We start from the raw sequence: 14,310 nt of genomic DNA on the forward strand, positions 1-14,310 counted from the left end.
GGCCGCGCCTGACGGCCGGCACGACGGGACCGCCGCCCCGCGCGCGACTTCCCGCCGTCGTCGGCGCAGGGAGGTCGACGCGGTGCTGGGGCGGCGGTTGCCCGCCGGTTCAGAGCTGGGGCTTCACCTCGGCGGCGACCAGCTCCAGGTGGTCGAGGTCGGCCAGGTCGAGCACCTGGAGGTAGAGCCGCTCGCTGCCGATCTCGGCGTACCGGCCGATCTTGTCGACCACCTCGGCGGGGGTGCCCGCGAGGCCGTTCTCGCGCAGCTCGTCCGGCTCCCGGCCGATCGCGGCGGCCCGCCGGGCCACCTCGGCGTCGTCCCGCCCGCAGCAGAGCACCAGGGCGTTGGACCAGCGCAGCTCGCCCGGGTCGCGGCCGGTCTCGGCGCAGGCGGCCCGGACCCGGTCGAACTGGGCGGCGGAGTCCTCGACCGAGGCGAACGGCAGGTTGAACTCGTCGGCGTAGCGGGCGGCCAGGCGGGGCGTGCGCTTCGGGCCCATGCCGCCGAGCAGGATCGGCGGGCGCGGGTCCTGCACCGGCTTCGGCAGGGCGGGCGAGTCGCTGACCGGGTAGTACGTCCCGGCGAAGTCGAAGGTCGCGCCGGGCGGCGTCGCCCAGAGCCCCGTGACGACCGCGAGCTGCTCCTCCAGCCGGTCGAAGCGCTCCCCCAGTGACGGGAAGGGAATCCCGTACGCGGTGTGCTCCTCGGCGTACCAGCCGGTGCCGATGCCCAGCTCGACCCGGCCGCCGCTCATCTGGTCGACCTGCGCGACGGTGATGGCCAGCGGGCCGGGCAGCCGGAAGGTGGCGGCGGTCATCAGCGTGCCCAGCCGGATCCGTCGGGTGTCCCGGGCCAGGCCGGCGAGGGTCGTCCACGCGTCCGTCGGGCCGGGGTCGCCGCTCACCGCGCCCATCTTCAGGTAGTGGTCGGAACGGAAGAAGGCGCCGTAGCCGGCCTCCTCCGCGCAGCGGGCCACGGCGAGCAGGTCGTCGTACGTCGCGCCCTGCTGGGGTTCGGTGAAGATCCGCAGTTCCATGCTTCGAGCATAGGGAGCGGGCCGGGCCGGCGTGCCGTTCCGGCCCTTCCCCGGGCGGCGGCTCGGGCGGGCGCCCACCGCGCGAAGTGGCGGGCATCCGATAGCGGCGAGCCTGGCCCCGGGTCGTCCGCAGGTCCAGAGTGGAGGCCGAGCGACGAGGCGAGGAGGAACCCATGGAGGACCAGCACTCCGACGGGCTGACGGGGGCGGTGGACGCGCTGCTCCCGGAGGTGTCCCGCCGGGCCGGGGAGATCGAGGCGGCCCGGGGGCTGCCCGCCGATCTGCTCGACTCGCTGCGGGCGGCCGGCTGCTTCCGGATGTTCGTCCCCCGCAGCCACGGCGGGTACGAGGCGGACCTGCACACCGGGCTGCGGGTGCTGGAGTCGCTGGCCCGGGCCGACGGTTCCACCGGGTGGACGGTGATGATCGGCGCCGAGACGCCGCACCTGGTGGCGATGCTCTCCCGCGACCGGTTCGACAAGGTCTACGCCGACGGGCCGGACGTGGTCGTCGGGGGTGGGTTCGCCCCGCAGGGGCGCGCCGAGCCGGTCGACGGCGGCTTCCGGGTCACCGGCCGGTGGGCGTTCGCGAGCGGCTCCCGGCACGCCGACTGGATCTTCGGCAACTGCGTGCTGACCGGGGACGGCGGGCCGGCGGGGGGACCGCCGGCGATGCGCTCCATGCTCTTCCCGGCCTCCCGGGTCACCGTGCACGACACCTGGCACGTGCTCGGCCTGCGCGGCACCGGCAGCCACGACATCGAGGTGGCGGACGCCTTCTGCCCCACGGAGGAGAGCTTCGACCTGTTCACCGGCGTGCCCTGCGTACCGGGGCCGGGCTTCGTGGCGCCGCTGGTCCACTTCGTCCTGCACCTCGGCGCGGTGGCGGTCGGCATCGCGCAGGGCGCGCTGGACGACATGGTCGCGCTGCTGGAGGGCGGCCGGCAGCGGCTCTACGCCCGGCAGTCGCTCGCCGAATCGCCGGCCTTCCGCCTCCAGCTCGGCCGCGCCGACCTGGACGTACGGGCCGCCCGGGCGCTGCTGCGGGACCTGGCCGACGAGCTCTGGGCGGCCTGCGCCACCGATCCGGCGGCGATCCCCGCGCTGCACCCACGGATCTCCGCCGCGCTGCCCTGGGTGACGGAGCGGGCAGCCGCCGCGGTCGACACCTGCTACCGGGCGGCCGGCGGCGGGGCGGCCCGGGACTCGTCGCCGTTGCAGCGCCGGTTCCGCGACCTCCACACGTTCAGCCAGCACGCGGCGGCGGCCGAGGGCTGGCTCGCCAACAACGGCGCGCGGGTGCTCGGCCGGCCGGTGGAGCTGGCCTACTGACCCCAGGGTGCAGCGGCGCGCGGGCGCCCGACCCGGGCGGGTGTCCCGGCTTCCGACCGGAGCCGGGGCACCCGCCCGCCGTCGATCGACGGATCAGCAGCGCTGCCGCTGCCCCGTGTAGTGCACGCCGACCTTGCCCACCACGGTCAGGTCGGTCAGGGCGGTGTTCGCACCGCGGGACACGTAGCACGAGTAGCGGTGCTGGTTGATCACTTCGAGGTGGATGTGGGCCCCGCTGTCACCGTTGACCTGGTAGCAGCTGGACCAGCGGAAGCGGCCCGTCTCGCCGAGCTTGGTCCACGGACCGACCGAGGCGCCGACGACGATGCCGCCGGGCTTGTTGTTCACGTGCATCACGTCCGCCCGGCCGAGAATCTGCCCGGTCGTGGTGTCCCGGGCCTCGAGCCCGATGCGGTAGCCGCCGTCGGCGAGATTGCGGGTCGCGCAGCCGGCCTGGACGGTGACCACCTTGACTGCGACCGGGTGCCCGGAAGCGGTCTTGGTGCCGAACGGCGAGACGATCGTGGCACCCGGGCTGCGGTAGATGTCGACGGCCCAGTCGTTGGGGTAGCCCCAGTGGCCGAAGACGATGTGGTGCGAGGTCGGCCCGGAGAGACCGAACCGGTCCCAGGTGGACGAACCCTGGATCGGCGGATAGACGTTTACCGTGTCCGCTTCCGGATGCGCCTGTGCGGCGCCGGCCGGGGCGACCACGGCGCCGACCGCGAGCACGAGGGCGGCCATCGCAGGGGCGAGACGACGACTGAACTTCACATGATCTCCATGGCTGTCCTGGCGCAGCGAGCTCGGTGGACATCGCACCGGGAGGCGCACGAGCGGGCCTGCGCACGATCCGGCGGATCTTATACCACCATCGATGGACCTCATGATCGACGTCTATCCTTCCCCGCCGGGCTCCCCGGGCTCCCGGCGGATCTCCGGCCGGCCGTTCAGACGTACGGCCGGGTGGCGTACGCCGACTTCAGTGCGGCCAGCCCCGTCGACTTCGGCGACAGGGTGCCCCAGCCCGAGTTGAAGTAGTTGGTCCGCACGATCCGGGGTCCCCGCTCGGCGTTGAGCTGGGCGATGGCGGCCGGGACGGTGGCGATCCAGCCCGCCTGGTCCGGCACCTCCGCCACCCGTACACCCCACTCGGCGATGATCACCGGGCGGGAGAGGGCGACCGGGCCGAGGTCGGCCACCGCCCAGTCCTTCGCCCGGCGGAACCGGGCCAGCGCCGTGTGGGTGGGGCTGGTGGCGTAGGCGTTCCACTGGAGGAAGTCAAGCCTGGCCATCAGCGCCTCCGGGTGGGTGCGCTGGAAGCAGGCCCGGTCGAAGCCGCCCACCCCGACCGAGAACGTCGTGCCGGCGGGCAGTTGGCGGGCCTTGAACCAGTTCACGATGTACGTCATCGCCTGCACCGCGCGGGCGTCCGACTGCGCCCACGGGTAGGTGACGCCGGACTCGGTGGTGCCGAACTCGTGGTCGGTGTCCAGCTCGGAGGCGAGCTGGATGTTCACCCCGAAGCCCATGGTCCGGTACTGGGACAGGGCGCGGGCGAAGAGCCCGTCGCAGTGCCCGGCCAGGACCTGGCTGTAGCCGTACGCCCGGGGCCAGGTCGTGCCCGGGCGCTGCTGGATGGTCATCGCGGGCGCCGGGACGGTGTAGGTCACGCCGTCCACGGTGAAGGTCTGCGGCCCGGCGTTGGGCGCGCCGTAGTGCTTCAGCTCCAGCACCATGTTCATCTGCACCCCGGCCCTGCCGAGCGTGACGAACCACGGCCGTTGGTAGCCGGGGAAGATGTAACCGTCGGCGAAGCTGCGGTACTGGGTCAGCGAGCGGAAGTTGCCGCCGGCCATGTCGGCCGTCGGGTCGGCGCCGCCGGAGAGGTAGTAGCCGCCCAGCACCGGCGGCGCGATCGTGTAGTCGGCGGTCGCGGTGGCGGTACGCCCGCCGTTGTCGCGCACCGTGACGATGACCCGGGGCATCACGCCACCGCCCGGTAGACGGCGACGGACCCGTTGTCCGACGCCCTGGTCCAGGTGCGGCCGGAGTCGTCGGTGACGGTGAGGGTGAGCGGGTCGATGACGGCGGTGACCTTGACCGGCGCGCTGCTGTTGCCCTGTGCGTCGGTCACCACGATCGTGACGGTCACCGGCTTGGTGTCGGCGTCGCCGTAGGTGACCGTCAGGATCATCTGGTCGCCGGGTGAGTAGGTGGAGGCGTTCAGGGAGGCGGTGGCGGTGGGAGCGGCCATTGCCGGCTCCTCTCGTGCTCGGTGACCGGACCGACCGGCTCGTGAGCAGGGCCGGTTCCGGTGGGCAGGGTGGGACGGGCGACGCCCGGGCACCCGGGACGTGACTGCCGGATCGCGACCTCGCGCTGCGTGGGCGGACGGCGCTGCGCTACGCCGTGGCCGTCGCGGGGTCGGAGTTCGGTGATGGCGGTGTCGGCGGGGACGATGCTGTCCCCGCCGGGCCCGAGGAATGGGTTGTGGCCCGCCATCCTCACGCCTCTGACCTGCTACAACAGTGCGCCGGAAAGGCGATCGGCGTCCTGTCCGCTATCAGACGGCCGGCACGTCCGGCAGGTGACTGCGCTCCGGCCGGAATTGTGCCGAAGCTGCCCTGGCGACGACCTCCTCCGGACTGAGCGGCGCCTTCGGGTGGTGGGACAGGCAGATCGGCGTGTCCACCTTGACGAACGCGAAGCCCTCCCCGGCCACGTAGAACTGGCCGCTCTGCATGAGGCCGATGTCGGGCAGCCGCCCGCCCTTGGCCTCCGCCAACTGACGGGCCGCGTCGATCTGCGCGGGAGCGTTGAGCAGCCCGAAGAACTGCGTGGTGGCGTTGCCGGAGATCTGGTTGTGCAGCCCCTTCGGCGCCTGGGTGGCGAAGACCAACCCGAGCCCGTACTTGCGGGCCTGAGAAGCGAGGGCGATCGTGCTGGCCGTGCAGGCCGTCTGCCCGGACGACGGGGCGAGAGTCTGCGCCTCGTCCATCACGAAGAGCCCGCCCAGCGGTCGCTCGCCAGCCGGGTGCCGCTTGATCCAGGCGAACAGGGCCATCTGGAGCTGATTGACGAAGCCCTGCCGTTCCTGGTCCGACGTGAGCCCCACAAAGCTGATCACCGAGATGCGTGCGCGACGACCCGGCGAGGGGGTGAGCAGCAGGCCCGGATCGGCCGGGGCGCCGACGCCGCCGAACAACGGATCGGTGACCATGGCGGCCTTCAGAGTCTCGGCCAGATCCTGGGCCAGCTTGTCCGCCCTGCTCAGCCGGCTCACCCCGTCGGGCAGTTCGGCGAGGAACTCGGTGAAGCCGGGCAGGCCCACCATTCCGCTCCTCGCGTACGCCTGGAGGGCCTCGGTCAGCACGGCCTTGCCCTGCTGGGCCACCTTCGTCGGCCGGTCCACACCGGCGCGCGGGGCGAGGGCCTCCACCGCCGACCGGATCGCCTGGTCGAATTCGTCCGGCGAGTCGCGTACGGGAGTGAAGTCCGGCAGCGGCTGGAAGCTCAGCGGTCGACCGGCGTTGACCCGGGGCGTCCAGACCACCACCTCGGTGTGTTCGAGGTGCTCGCGGGCCCGCTCGGCGTCACCGGGGCCCCATCCGGCCGGCGGCTGCGGCCAGGGATCGCCCAGGCGGGCGAGGTCGTTGTTGGGATCGAGCACGATCGCGGAGACGCCCTCCCGTGCGCACTCCTCGACCAGTCGCCGGATCAGCACGGTCTTGCCGGAGCCCGAGCCGGCGAAGATCACCGTGTGACGGCGCAGCGAATCCAGGTCCACCGCGAACGGCCGTGCCCCGTCGGTGGTCCGCCCCAGCAGGATCGAATTTCCGTCGACGGTGGCCCTCCCGCCGTCGACCCGCGCGTCGTCCTCGCCGCCCACCTCGGCCGTCGGCCCGACTGACCGGGCGACCGGCCCGGCCTCCGCATTGGCCGTCCCGGCAAGGTCGCCGAGGATCGTGGCGAACAGCTGCGTGGAGCCGGCCGGCCGGCGCGCGACCAGCCACTCCTGGAGAACCTGGGCCGGTTCGCCGCTCAGCTCACGAAGCGCGGCGAACACCCGCAGGTCCGCCTCCGGGACGCCGCAGCGGACGCCGCCGGCCGCGTCGAAGGCCGCCAACACCTCGGTCGTACGCTTCCCGGTCGGCCACGGGCCGTTGCGCAACAGCACCAGCCGCCGCTGCGGCAGCGCACGGTCGAGGCCCGCCATGGTGCAGGCCGCCTTCACCCTGGCGGTCGCCGCGATCGCGTTCGGATGGGAGATCCCACGGAAGCACCAGTGCGCCTCGTTCTCGGTGGCCTCGTCCAGCACCTCGATCAGCCGCCCGTGCAGCGCCGGTTTGCGGCCCGGCAGCGGGTCGTACCTGTAGCTGGCGCCGGTCGGGGACCGCTCGGCGATCCAGGCCGCCAGACCGGCGGCCAGGAGCGCCGGCATGTGCTCGTCCTCGGTCCGCGGATCGAACGCACCCGCCACGTCCGCCCCCGCCACCAGCTCGGCGAAGCGGGCGTCGAGCTGCCGCAGGCGCACGTCGTCACCGGTGTCCGTGTCGCGGCCCGAGTTCGGGCCGACGGCGGCACTCCCGCCCGGCGGCTCGGACCCGCCGGCGACGTGGTTGCCGACCTCGATGAGACGGTCGAGTTCGGTCACCTCGCCCCGGTCCCGGCACCAGGCGACGTGCCGATCCACCCGGCGCAGCAGCGCCCGGGGCGTCAACGCCGGGGCGTCCACGAACGCCTCGGGGCTGATCGGCCAGGTCGGGTACGGCGGGGCGAAACGCGGCCCGGCAAAGGCGGCGGTGAACCGCTTCGCGACGATGGCCCGGCCGATCTCGAGGGTGGGAATCCGGTCGGGGAGGATCGCCTGCCGGAACCGGTCGCCGACCGGAGTGGGCGCACTCCTGGTCAGCAGCTCCCAGGTGTCCGGCAGGCACGACACCACGATCAGCGTCCGGCGGGTGACGTCACGCAGCTTCAGCAGGCCGTCGGCGATGGGCCCGATGACCTTCGCCTGGGCGTCCTCCAGCCCGGCGTACTGGTCGAACATGGCGGTGCTGGTCTGGGCGAAGAGCGTGTCGAGCTGGTCGACGGCTATCACCGTGGGGTCGAGCGTCAGCGCCATCAGCCGCGAGACGTCCTGGACGATCTGCTGCGGGGTCCGGATCGCCGGGGTCAGCCCCCACGCCGCGCGACCGTCCGGGTCACCCGGCTCGGAGATCAGATGGGCGTAGCCGACGTCCTGTGCCTCGAAGTCCAGCGCGCCGTGCAGGACGAGTGCCCGGGCGGTGTCCTGGCAGTCCCGGCCGATCTCGCGATGGCGCGTCCGCAGAGCCCGCACGAAGGTGTCCAGGTGCTCCCGGGTGACCGGCTTCGTCCCGGCGATCGCGTCGCGTACCTCCGCCGGGATGCCGAGCTGGGCGGTGAGCCGACGCAGAAACGTGCGTAGCTGGGTGCCCCAGCCGATCGCGTCCCGGCCCATGCCTTCGACCAGGGCCAGCGCCACGCTCTCCCAGAACGTCTTCCCGCTGACCATGTCGACCAGGAAGAAGTAGCCGCCCTCACGCTGGATCCGATCCCGCACCGCCCCGAGCAGGTGGGTCTTGCCTGCGCCGGCCCGCCCCTGCATGGCCACGCCGAGGGGCACCGTGGTGTCGTCGGTACGGGCCCTGCCCACGCCGCGCAGGATCTCCGCGACCACCTTCTCGTGCAGCTCCGGCACGTCGTGCGGGCTGGGCCGCCACACGTCGTCGGGAGTGACCGCAGGGTTGAGACTGACCGCCTCGAGCGCGGCCCTCACGTCCTCGGGGATCATGCCGAGCCGATCGCCAGGGTGTGGTTCTCCTCGTCCCCGATGCGCACCGCGGCCGCCCGGTCGCGCGCGGTCAACGACTTGGTGTTGGCGACCGGGATGATCCGGACGCCGTCCCGCTGGACCATCGCGCGCAACGTCGCGTCGACGGTGGCGCGGTCCTGCCTGCCGAGGCGTTCGCGCAGGTCGGCGAGCCCCACCCAGGCTCCCGGCTCCCGGGCCAGCTCGTGATAGGCGGCGCGGATCAGGGCCTCCACGGCGTCCGGCCCGGTGGCCGCCGGCGCTGGCGCGACGCCGGGAGGCGTCGGGCCGACCGCCGGGCCTGAGGTGGCCGACGGCGGCGTGAAGAAGTCGGCGTGGCTGAGCCCCAACCGGCTCAGCGAGCGGTGCAGGTTGGCCAGCAGGGTGAACAGCGAACGGGTGGCTGAGCCACTACGTGCGGGCGGGGCGCCGGCGTGCAGCTGCCGCACCACCCGCCACCCCTCGTCGGTCAGCTCGTGGGAGAAGGGCCGGTGGGACCGGTCGGTCTCGACCAGGCCGAGCTTGACGAGTTTGGCGTTGTCGGGGCCGGTGAGGCTGAACCCGGCCAACTCCTTCAGCTCGTTGTTGGTCAGTTCGCGGGCCTCGACCATGAGCACCACAAGCGCGTTGATCTGGTTGGGCGTCAGGTGGGGAAGGTCCGCCGTGCTCGTCATGGTGCCTCTTCTTCGTGTGGGTGCGCGCCGGCCAGGCGACGACGGGTCAGCAGTTGCCGGATCATGCCGACCACAGCCTGGACGTCGGACAGCACCTGCTCGTTGGTGAACCGGAGCACGTCCAGCCCGAGGAGTTGCAGCCGCACGTCACGCCGCCGGTCGTTGGCGAATCTGATTCGGCCCCGATGTTCCGGGCCGTCCACCTCGACCGCAAGTCCCTCGGCCGGCCAGAAGAGGTCCAGGCGGTAGGTCTCGCCGAGCAGGTGCCAGTCGTACGTGTGGTTCCAGCGCCTCCCCCGGGCCCACTCGTGTGGCGTCAGTGCCAGCTCCAGTGCCTGCTCGGCGGCGCTGTCGCCGCGCGGGACACCGGACAGCGGCGGAAACGTCAGTGCCGGAGGAGGCTCGCGCACGGTGTCGGGAACCCGACCCGCCTGCACCGCCAACTCGGTCAGGCTCGACGGCAGCGAAACCTGAACCGACCGGATCCGGTCGACCGTCCGCAGTTCTCGCCCGGCCAGCCAGACGGTGAGGCGGCCGTGCCGCACCAGCCATTCGGCGACGGCGACCAACGCGCGCTCGGTCTCCGTGGGCAGCTCGTCGGTCAGGCCGACCAGCAGGACGCACCCGTCACGGTCGTACGCGGAGGCCATGACCCGGGCCAGGCCGGCAGCCCGTACCTCTGCCGGAAAGCGCGGCCGGTGCTGCCGGTCCTCCCCGCGCAGCGCGCGCTCGGCGAGGTCGGCCAGGAACGGGCCGAAGTGCTCGGAGTGCGCGGCGGCCCGCATGGCAAGGGACCGCGCCGCAGCGACGCCCAGCGTGCCGCAACCGTCGAACCGTTCGGCACCGGGCAACCAGCGGGGGAACAGCGTGAGTGCTGCCCCGTCCAACTCGTCGAGGACGGCGGCGAGCAGGTCGGTGAAGCCCCGTCGGGCCGGTACCTGATACCGAACGACGACCGGGGCGGCGGCCGGTGCCGGATCGAGTCCCACATGGAGCAACTCGGCGTCGATGCCGGGCAGGTGGCTGACCTGCCGCGGAGGAAGGGCCTCCCACCACTCGCCGGGAGGTACGCCACTGGCCACGGCCGAGCACGTTACCGAGGATCGATCGGGCGCGCCGCCCGCCCGATCCGCTTGCCCGTGCCTGCACCGCTGTGACCGGGTACGGCCGTCCGGCTGCGGCTGTCTAGCCCTTCTGTCGGTGTCGGGGGCGGCGGCGGGCCTGGAGTCGGCCGTACAGTGTGCCGACCGTTCAAACGAGGAGGGGTTCCTTGACCCAGCCACCACCGGTGTCGGGCCCCCCGGGGTCCGGCGAGGCGCCCGGCAGCACCGCCGGTGACGACCCCGGAGACGCGCCGCCGCGGCTGCTCGTCATGCCGTCCATCGAGGGCGCGCCGCCCCCGATGGTGTGGCCCGGGGCGGAGGGCGCACCCGCCTGGGCGATCCCCGTCAGCATCCCGCCCGGGACGCGCGGTTACGCGGTGTTCATCCCGCTGGTGCCGGCCACCGCCGCCGCGGCTCCGGTCGCTGCGGGCCCGCCGGCCCCGGCCTCGGTCGTCCCCGCCCCCAGGCCGGCCGAGGCGACCGCCGCGCCGGCCCCGACGGCCGCCGTCGGGCCGGAGGAGAGCATCCCGGCGCGGACCGCCGCGGTGACGGCGGCGGACGCCGCGGCACCGGCTGCCGCGCCGTCGCCGGACGCCGTCAGCGCGCCACCGGGCGGCACCGACGCGGCACCGACCGCCTCCGGCCCCGCTACGCCCACCGCGAACGGGCCCGCAGAGGCGGCGCCCGCCACGAAGGGACCCGCCGCCGAAGCGGCCTCCAGCACCGGGACGCCCGCGACCGCCGCGCCGGCCACCGCTGGAGCACCGGCCGCCGCGCCGGTGGGCACCGGCGCATCCGCTGCCCGCCCGCCGGCGACCACCGTCCAGCACCCCGCCGCCGCGCCGCTGCCGGCGCCGTACCGGATCGGGGTGCCGGCCGGCGTGCCGGCGCCGTACCGCGGCTACCAGCCGGTCCCGCGCCCGCCGTCGTTCCTCGACACGCGCTGGCCGGGGCCGGCGCCCACCCAGGACCGGGCCGTACCGCTCGCGGTCCTCGCCGGAGCGCTGGGCCTGGCGTTCTTCGTACCGCTCACCCGCACCGGCATCGGCTGGTTCCTCGGCTGGCTCGCCCTGACCGTCGCGGTGGTCCTCGCGGTCCGGCGGACGGGCGCGGAACTGCCGCGCGCCGACCGGCGGATCCGCGCCGGCTGGGCGGTGGCGGCCCTGGCGCTGCTGTCGGTCCTGGCCTTCCGCAACGCCTGGTGGCTGGTGACGTTCTGCGTGCTCGGCGCGCTCTGCTGCGCGACCCTCGCGATCGTGGGCGGCCGGCTCGTCCGCTCCATCCTGTTCAGCCTCGTGGCCGCCCCCTTCGCGGCGCTGCGAGGGCTGCCGTGGGTGCGTGGGCACCTGCACGCCCCGGCGAACCCGCACCTGGCCCGCCGGGTCGTCGGGTCGGCCGCGGCCACCGTGGTCGCGCTGATCGTCTTCGGCGCGCTCCTGTCCTCGGCCGACGGCGCCTTCTCCGTGATGCTCGGCGAGCTGGTTCCCGAGGTCGACGGCGGCGCGACGTTCCGCTGGATCCTCCTCGCCGCCGTGGGCGGGCTCTGCGCCGTCGCCGCCGTCTACACGCTGGCCGCGCCGCCCGACCTGTCGACGATGGACCGGCCCGGCACGCGCCGCTTCGGCCTCGTGGAGTGGGCGCCGGTCATCAGCGCCCTGACGCTGCTCTTCGCCGGCTTCGTGGCGGTGCAGTTCACCGTCCTGTTCGGCGGGCAGCGACACGTGCTGCGCACCGCCGGCCTCAGCTACGCCGAGTACGCGCGCAGCGGGTTCTGGCAGCTCGTCGTCGTCACCATGCTGACGCTGGCGGTGCTCGGCGGGGTGGCCCGCTGGGCGCGACGGGACCGGGCCGTCGAGCGCCACCTGCTGCGGGTCCTGCTGGGCCTGCTCAGCGTGCTCAGCTTCGTCATCGTGGGGTCGGCGCTGTCCCGCATGTACACGTACCAGAAGGCGTACAGCTTCACCGGCGAGCGGCTCTTCGTGATGGCGTTCGAGCTGCTGCTCGGCACCGTGTTCCTGATGATCCTGGTGGCCGGGCTCCGCTGGCGCGGTGCCTGGATCCCCGGCACGACGGTGGCGCTCGCCGTGGTGATGCTGCTGGGCCTGGCCGTGCTCAACCCGGAGGACTACGCCGCCCGCCGCAACATCGCCCGGTACGAGCAGACGGGGAAGATCGACGCCTGGTACCTGCGGGCGCTCTCGGCCGACGCGACGCCGGCCCTGGCGGGCCTGCCCGATCCGGTGCGCCGCTGCACGCTGAGCTGGGTCGCCAAGGACCTCGACGAGTCGGACCCCTGGTACGCCTGGAACCTGGGCCGGATCCGGGCGCGCGCCGCGCTGGACCGGGCCGGGCCGGGCGCGGTCGGCGGTCCACGCGACTGCCGGGCCGCCGACCAGTTCGACCTGCCGAAGCGCCGCCGCTGACGGACCCGCCGTCCCCGGGTGGTCCGGGGACGGCGGGGCTGCCGGGCCGGTTCGGGGACGGCGGGAGTGCCGGGTCGGCGGGCCGGGTGCGTCCGCCGGCTGCCGGTCGGGTCACCAGGGCTCGGGGATGCCCACCGCGAGGCAGCGCTGGGTGCCGGGGACCGGCTGGTAGCAGGCGGACGCCGTCAGGTTGTTGGTCAGGTCGGAGCGGGAGAAGGACGTGCTGCCGCCGTTGACGCAGATGCCGCCGCTGGTGGACACACCGCCGGTGACCTTGGCCGTGGCGCAGCCGACCGTGGCTGCGGTCTTCTCCACCGTGTTCAGCGAGGAGCGCTGGTCCGCGTACTGGTGGGCACCGTAGCCGGTCAGCCGCACGCCGGGACGGGTGACCGTGTACTGGAACGCCGCCGACGTGTAGTACGACCAGCTGGCGCCCGTACCCACGGTGCGCAGCTCCGGATCGGCGGACGAACCGGGAACGAACATGGCGAAGCCCTTGTCGTGGGTGCTCGTGCCCGCGACCATCCGGTAGACGATCACCAGCAGCCCCTGGCTGTAGCTGCCGGTGGAGTAGGTCAGGTAGCTGCCGCTGCCGCAGGTGGTCCGGTCGGCGACGTAGCCGACGCCGTTGGCGTAGAGCATCACCCTGGCGCAGCGGCCGTCGTCGGCGGTGTCCTCGATCGTGCCGACCGTGGTGCTGGTGCCGGAGTTGTCGGTGGCGTAGCCGGTCAGCCGGACGCCGGGCAGCGTGCCGGCGTACTGGTAGGCGGTGGGATGGTAGTAGCTCCACGAGGCCGACCAGCCGCTGCCGGAGGGCAGCGCGAGCGCCGGCGAGGCGGGCAGCAGTGCGGCGACCAGCGCGGCGGCCAGGGCCGCGAACAGCGTCATCCGGGTCGACCGCCATCGGAAACGGGCCTTCATCGGTCCTCCGATCTCCACGACGGGCGGGACACCCGGCGTCACGGATCAGGTTGACCGAGGACGTCGGCGGCGGGTACCGCTGGGTCTCGAAGCGGACAGCCGGACGGCCTCACCCGGCTGCGCGCCGCCGACCGCGAAGGCCCGGCGGGCAGCTGCGGTGCTCAGGCCGGCGCCGCGCCCCGGACGGCCCAGGCCCGGGCCGTGAGCCGGATCGAGCCGTCCGGCGCCACGGGCAGGCGGGCCGCGATCAGGTCGCGCAGGCGGGCGCGCTGCGGCGCCGTCAGGGAGGCGACGTACGAGGGGGCGGGGCCCTGCCCGCCCAGGAACGGCGTCCAGTAGTCGTCGAAGTCCGCGAACACCATCGGCACGTCGACGGGCCGGAGCGCCACCGCCGTCAGGCCCGCGTCGGTCCACAGCCCGCGCAGGGAGTCCGGGTCGCACACCGCGAACCGGCGGCCCTCGTCCCGCTCGGCCACGGCCGGGTCGAGCAGGGCGGCGGCGTCCCAGAAGTGCCGCAGCAGCGCCATGCCGCCGGCGTAGTCCCAGACGTAGGCGGCGGCCACCCCGCCGGGGCGGACGACCCGGGCGAACTCGGCGACGGCGCGCGCCGGCTCGGGCACGAAGTTGACCGCGAGGCCGCTGACGACGACGTCGACGCAGCGGTCGGGCAGCGGCAGCGCCCGGGCGTCGCCGACCTGGAAGGCCGCCCGTTCGTCGCGGACGGCCGCGCGGGCGTACGCCACGAAGCCCGGCGAGCTGTCGACGCCCGAGACGTACGCCGGGTCCCCCAGTGCCAGCACGGTCGACGTGAGCGCGCCCGTGCCGCAGCCCACGTCGAGCCAGCGGCGGCCCGGTGGCACGGCCAGCCAACGCAGGAACTCCCCCGCGACGGGGCGGCTCCACCGGCCCACGTACGCCTCGTATGCCCTGCCGTCGGCCCAGACCGGGTGCGTCATGCGGAGACGATACGACGCCTCGGCGTG

At 74.0% G+C, this 14,310-nt stretch carries 11 protein-coding genes; 2 read left to right on the plus strand and 9 right to left on the minus strand.

Features of this window, described 5'->3' with window-relative positions; genetic code table 11:
* Positions 1-109: 109 nt before the first annotated feature.
* Positions 110-1,039, minus strand: coding sequence for an LLM class F420-dependent oxidoreductase (locus tag ACGFNF_RS02080; protein WP_132237140.1), 930 nt, complete (start codon positions 1,037-1,039; stop codon positions 110-112).
* A gap of 173 nt (positions 1,040-1,212) precedes the next feature.
* Between ACGFNF_RS02080 and ACGFNF_RS02085 the strand changes: the two genes are divergently transcribed.
* Positions 1,213-2,370 (plus strand): acyl-CoA dehydrogenase family protein, encoded by a 1,158-nt coding sequence (locus ACGFNF_RS02085; protein WP_393165141.1) that lies wholly within the window; start codon positions 1,213-1,215, stop codon positions 2,368-2,370.
* A 93-nt stretch (positions 2,371-2,463) separates the two neighbouring features.
* Here ACGFNF_RS02085 and ACGFNF_RS02090 read toward each other — a convergent pair whose 3' ends face one another.
* The 6 genes from ACGFNF_RS02090 to ACGFNF_RS02115 all read right to left on the minus strand — a co-directional run bounded on the left by ACGFNF_RS02090 (position 2,464) and on the right by ACGFNF_RS02115 (position 9,962).
* On the minus strand, positions 2,464-3,144 hold the full coding sequence (locus tag ACGFNF_RS02090; RefSeq protein WP_393165143.1) for a hypothetical protein: 681 nt from the start codon (positions 3,142-3,144) through the stop codon (positions 2,464-2,466).
* Between the two features lie 176 nt (positions 3,145-3,320).
* On the minus strand, positions 3,321-4,358 hold the full coding sequence (locus ACGFNF_RS02095) for a hypothetical protein (RefSeq protein WP_393165145.1): 1,038 nt from the start codon (positions 4,356-4,358) through the stop codon (positions 3,321-3,323).
* Positions 4,358-4,627 (minus strand): hypothetical protein, encoded by a 270-nt coding sequence (locus tag ACGFNF_RS02100; protein ID WP_151453705.1) that lies wholly within the window; start codon positions 4,625-4,627, stop codon positions 4,358-4,360. Before ACGFNF_RS02100 ends, ACGFNF_RS02095 begins: the two co-directional genes overlap by 1 nt.
* Positions 4,628-4,936: 309 nt before the next feature.
* The gene (locus ACGFNF_RS02105) at positions 4,937-8,173 is read right to left on the minus strand and encodes an ATP-binding protein (RefSeq protein ID WP_393165147.1); all 3,237 of its coding nucleotides are present in this window, start codon (positions 8,171-8,173) and stop codon (positions 4,937-4,939) included.
* A gap of 11 nt (positions 8,174-8,184) precedes the next feature.
* Complete coding sequence (locus tag ACGFNF_RS02110) at positions 8,185-8,880, minus strand: hypothetical protein (RefSeq protein WP_393165149.1); 696 nt, start codon at positions 8,878-8,880, stop codon at positions 8,185-8,187.
* Entirely contained in the window at positions 8,877-9,962 is a 1,086-nt protein-coding gene (locus ACGFNF_RS02115; RefSeq protein ID WP_393165151.1) for an endonuclease domain-containing protein, read from the minus strand. The genes ACGFNF_RS02110 and ACGFNF_RS02115 overlap by 4 nt, the downstream gene beginning before the upstream one ends.
* Before the next feature lie 188 nt (positions 9,963-10,150).
* Between ACGFNF_RS02115 and ACGFNF_RS02120 the strand changes: the two genes are divergently transcribed.
* Positions 10,151-12,406, plus strand: a complete 2,256-nt coding sequence (locus tag ACGFNF_RS02120) for a DUF4153 domain-containing protein (protein ID WP_393165153.1) — start codon at positions 10,151-10,153, stop codon at positions 12,404-12,406.
* Positions 12,407-12,517: 111 nt separating this feature from the next.
* On the opposite strand, the gene ACGFNF_RS02125 is transcribed toward ACGFNF_RS02120, so the two are convergent.
* Together ACGFNF_RS02125 and ACGFNF_RS02130 are read right to left on the minus strand one after the other, a co-directional pair.
* On the minus strand, positions 12,518-13,294 hold the full coding sequence (locus tag ACGFNF_RS02125; RefSeq protein ID WP_393165155.1) for a hypothetical protein: 777 nt from the start codon (positions 13,292-13,294) through the stop codon (positions 12,518-12,520).
* A 194-nt stretch (positions 13,295-13,488) separates the two neighbouring features.
* The gene (locus tag ACGFNF_RS02130) at positions 13,489-14,283 is read right to left on the minus strand and encodes a class I SAM-dependent methyltransferase (RefSeq protein WP_393165157.1); all 795 of its coding nucleotides are present in this window, start codon (positions 14,281-14,283) and stop codon (positions 13,489-13,491) included.
* Positions 14,284-14,310 lie beyond the last annotated feature (27 nt).

Source organism: Micromonospora sp. NPDC048868, assembly GCF_043198195.1.
In the GTDB taxonomy this organism is placed as follows: Bacteria; Actinomycetota; Actinomycetes; order Mycobacteriales; family Micromonosporaceae; genus Micromonospora; species Micromonospora reichwaldensis.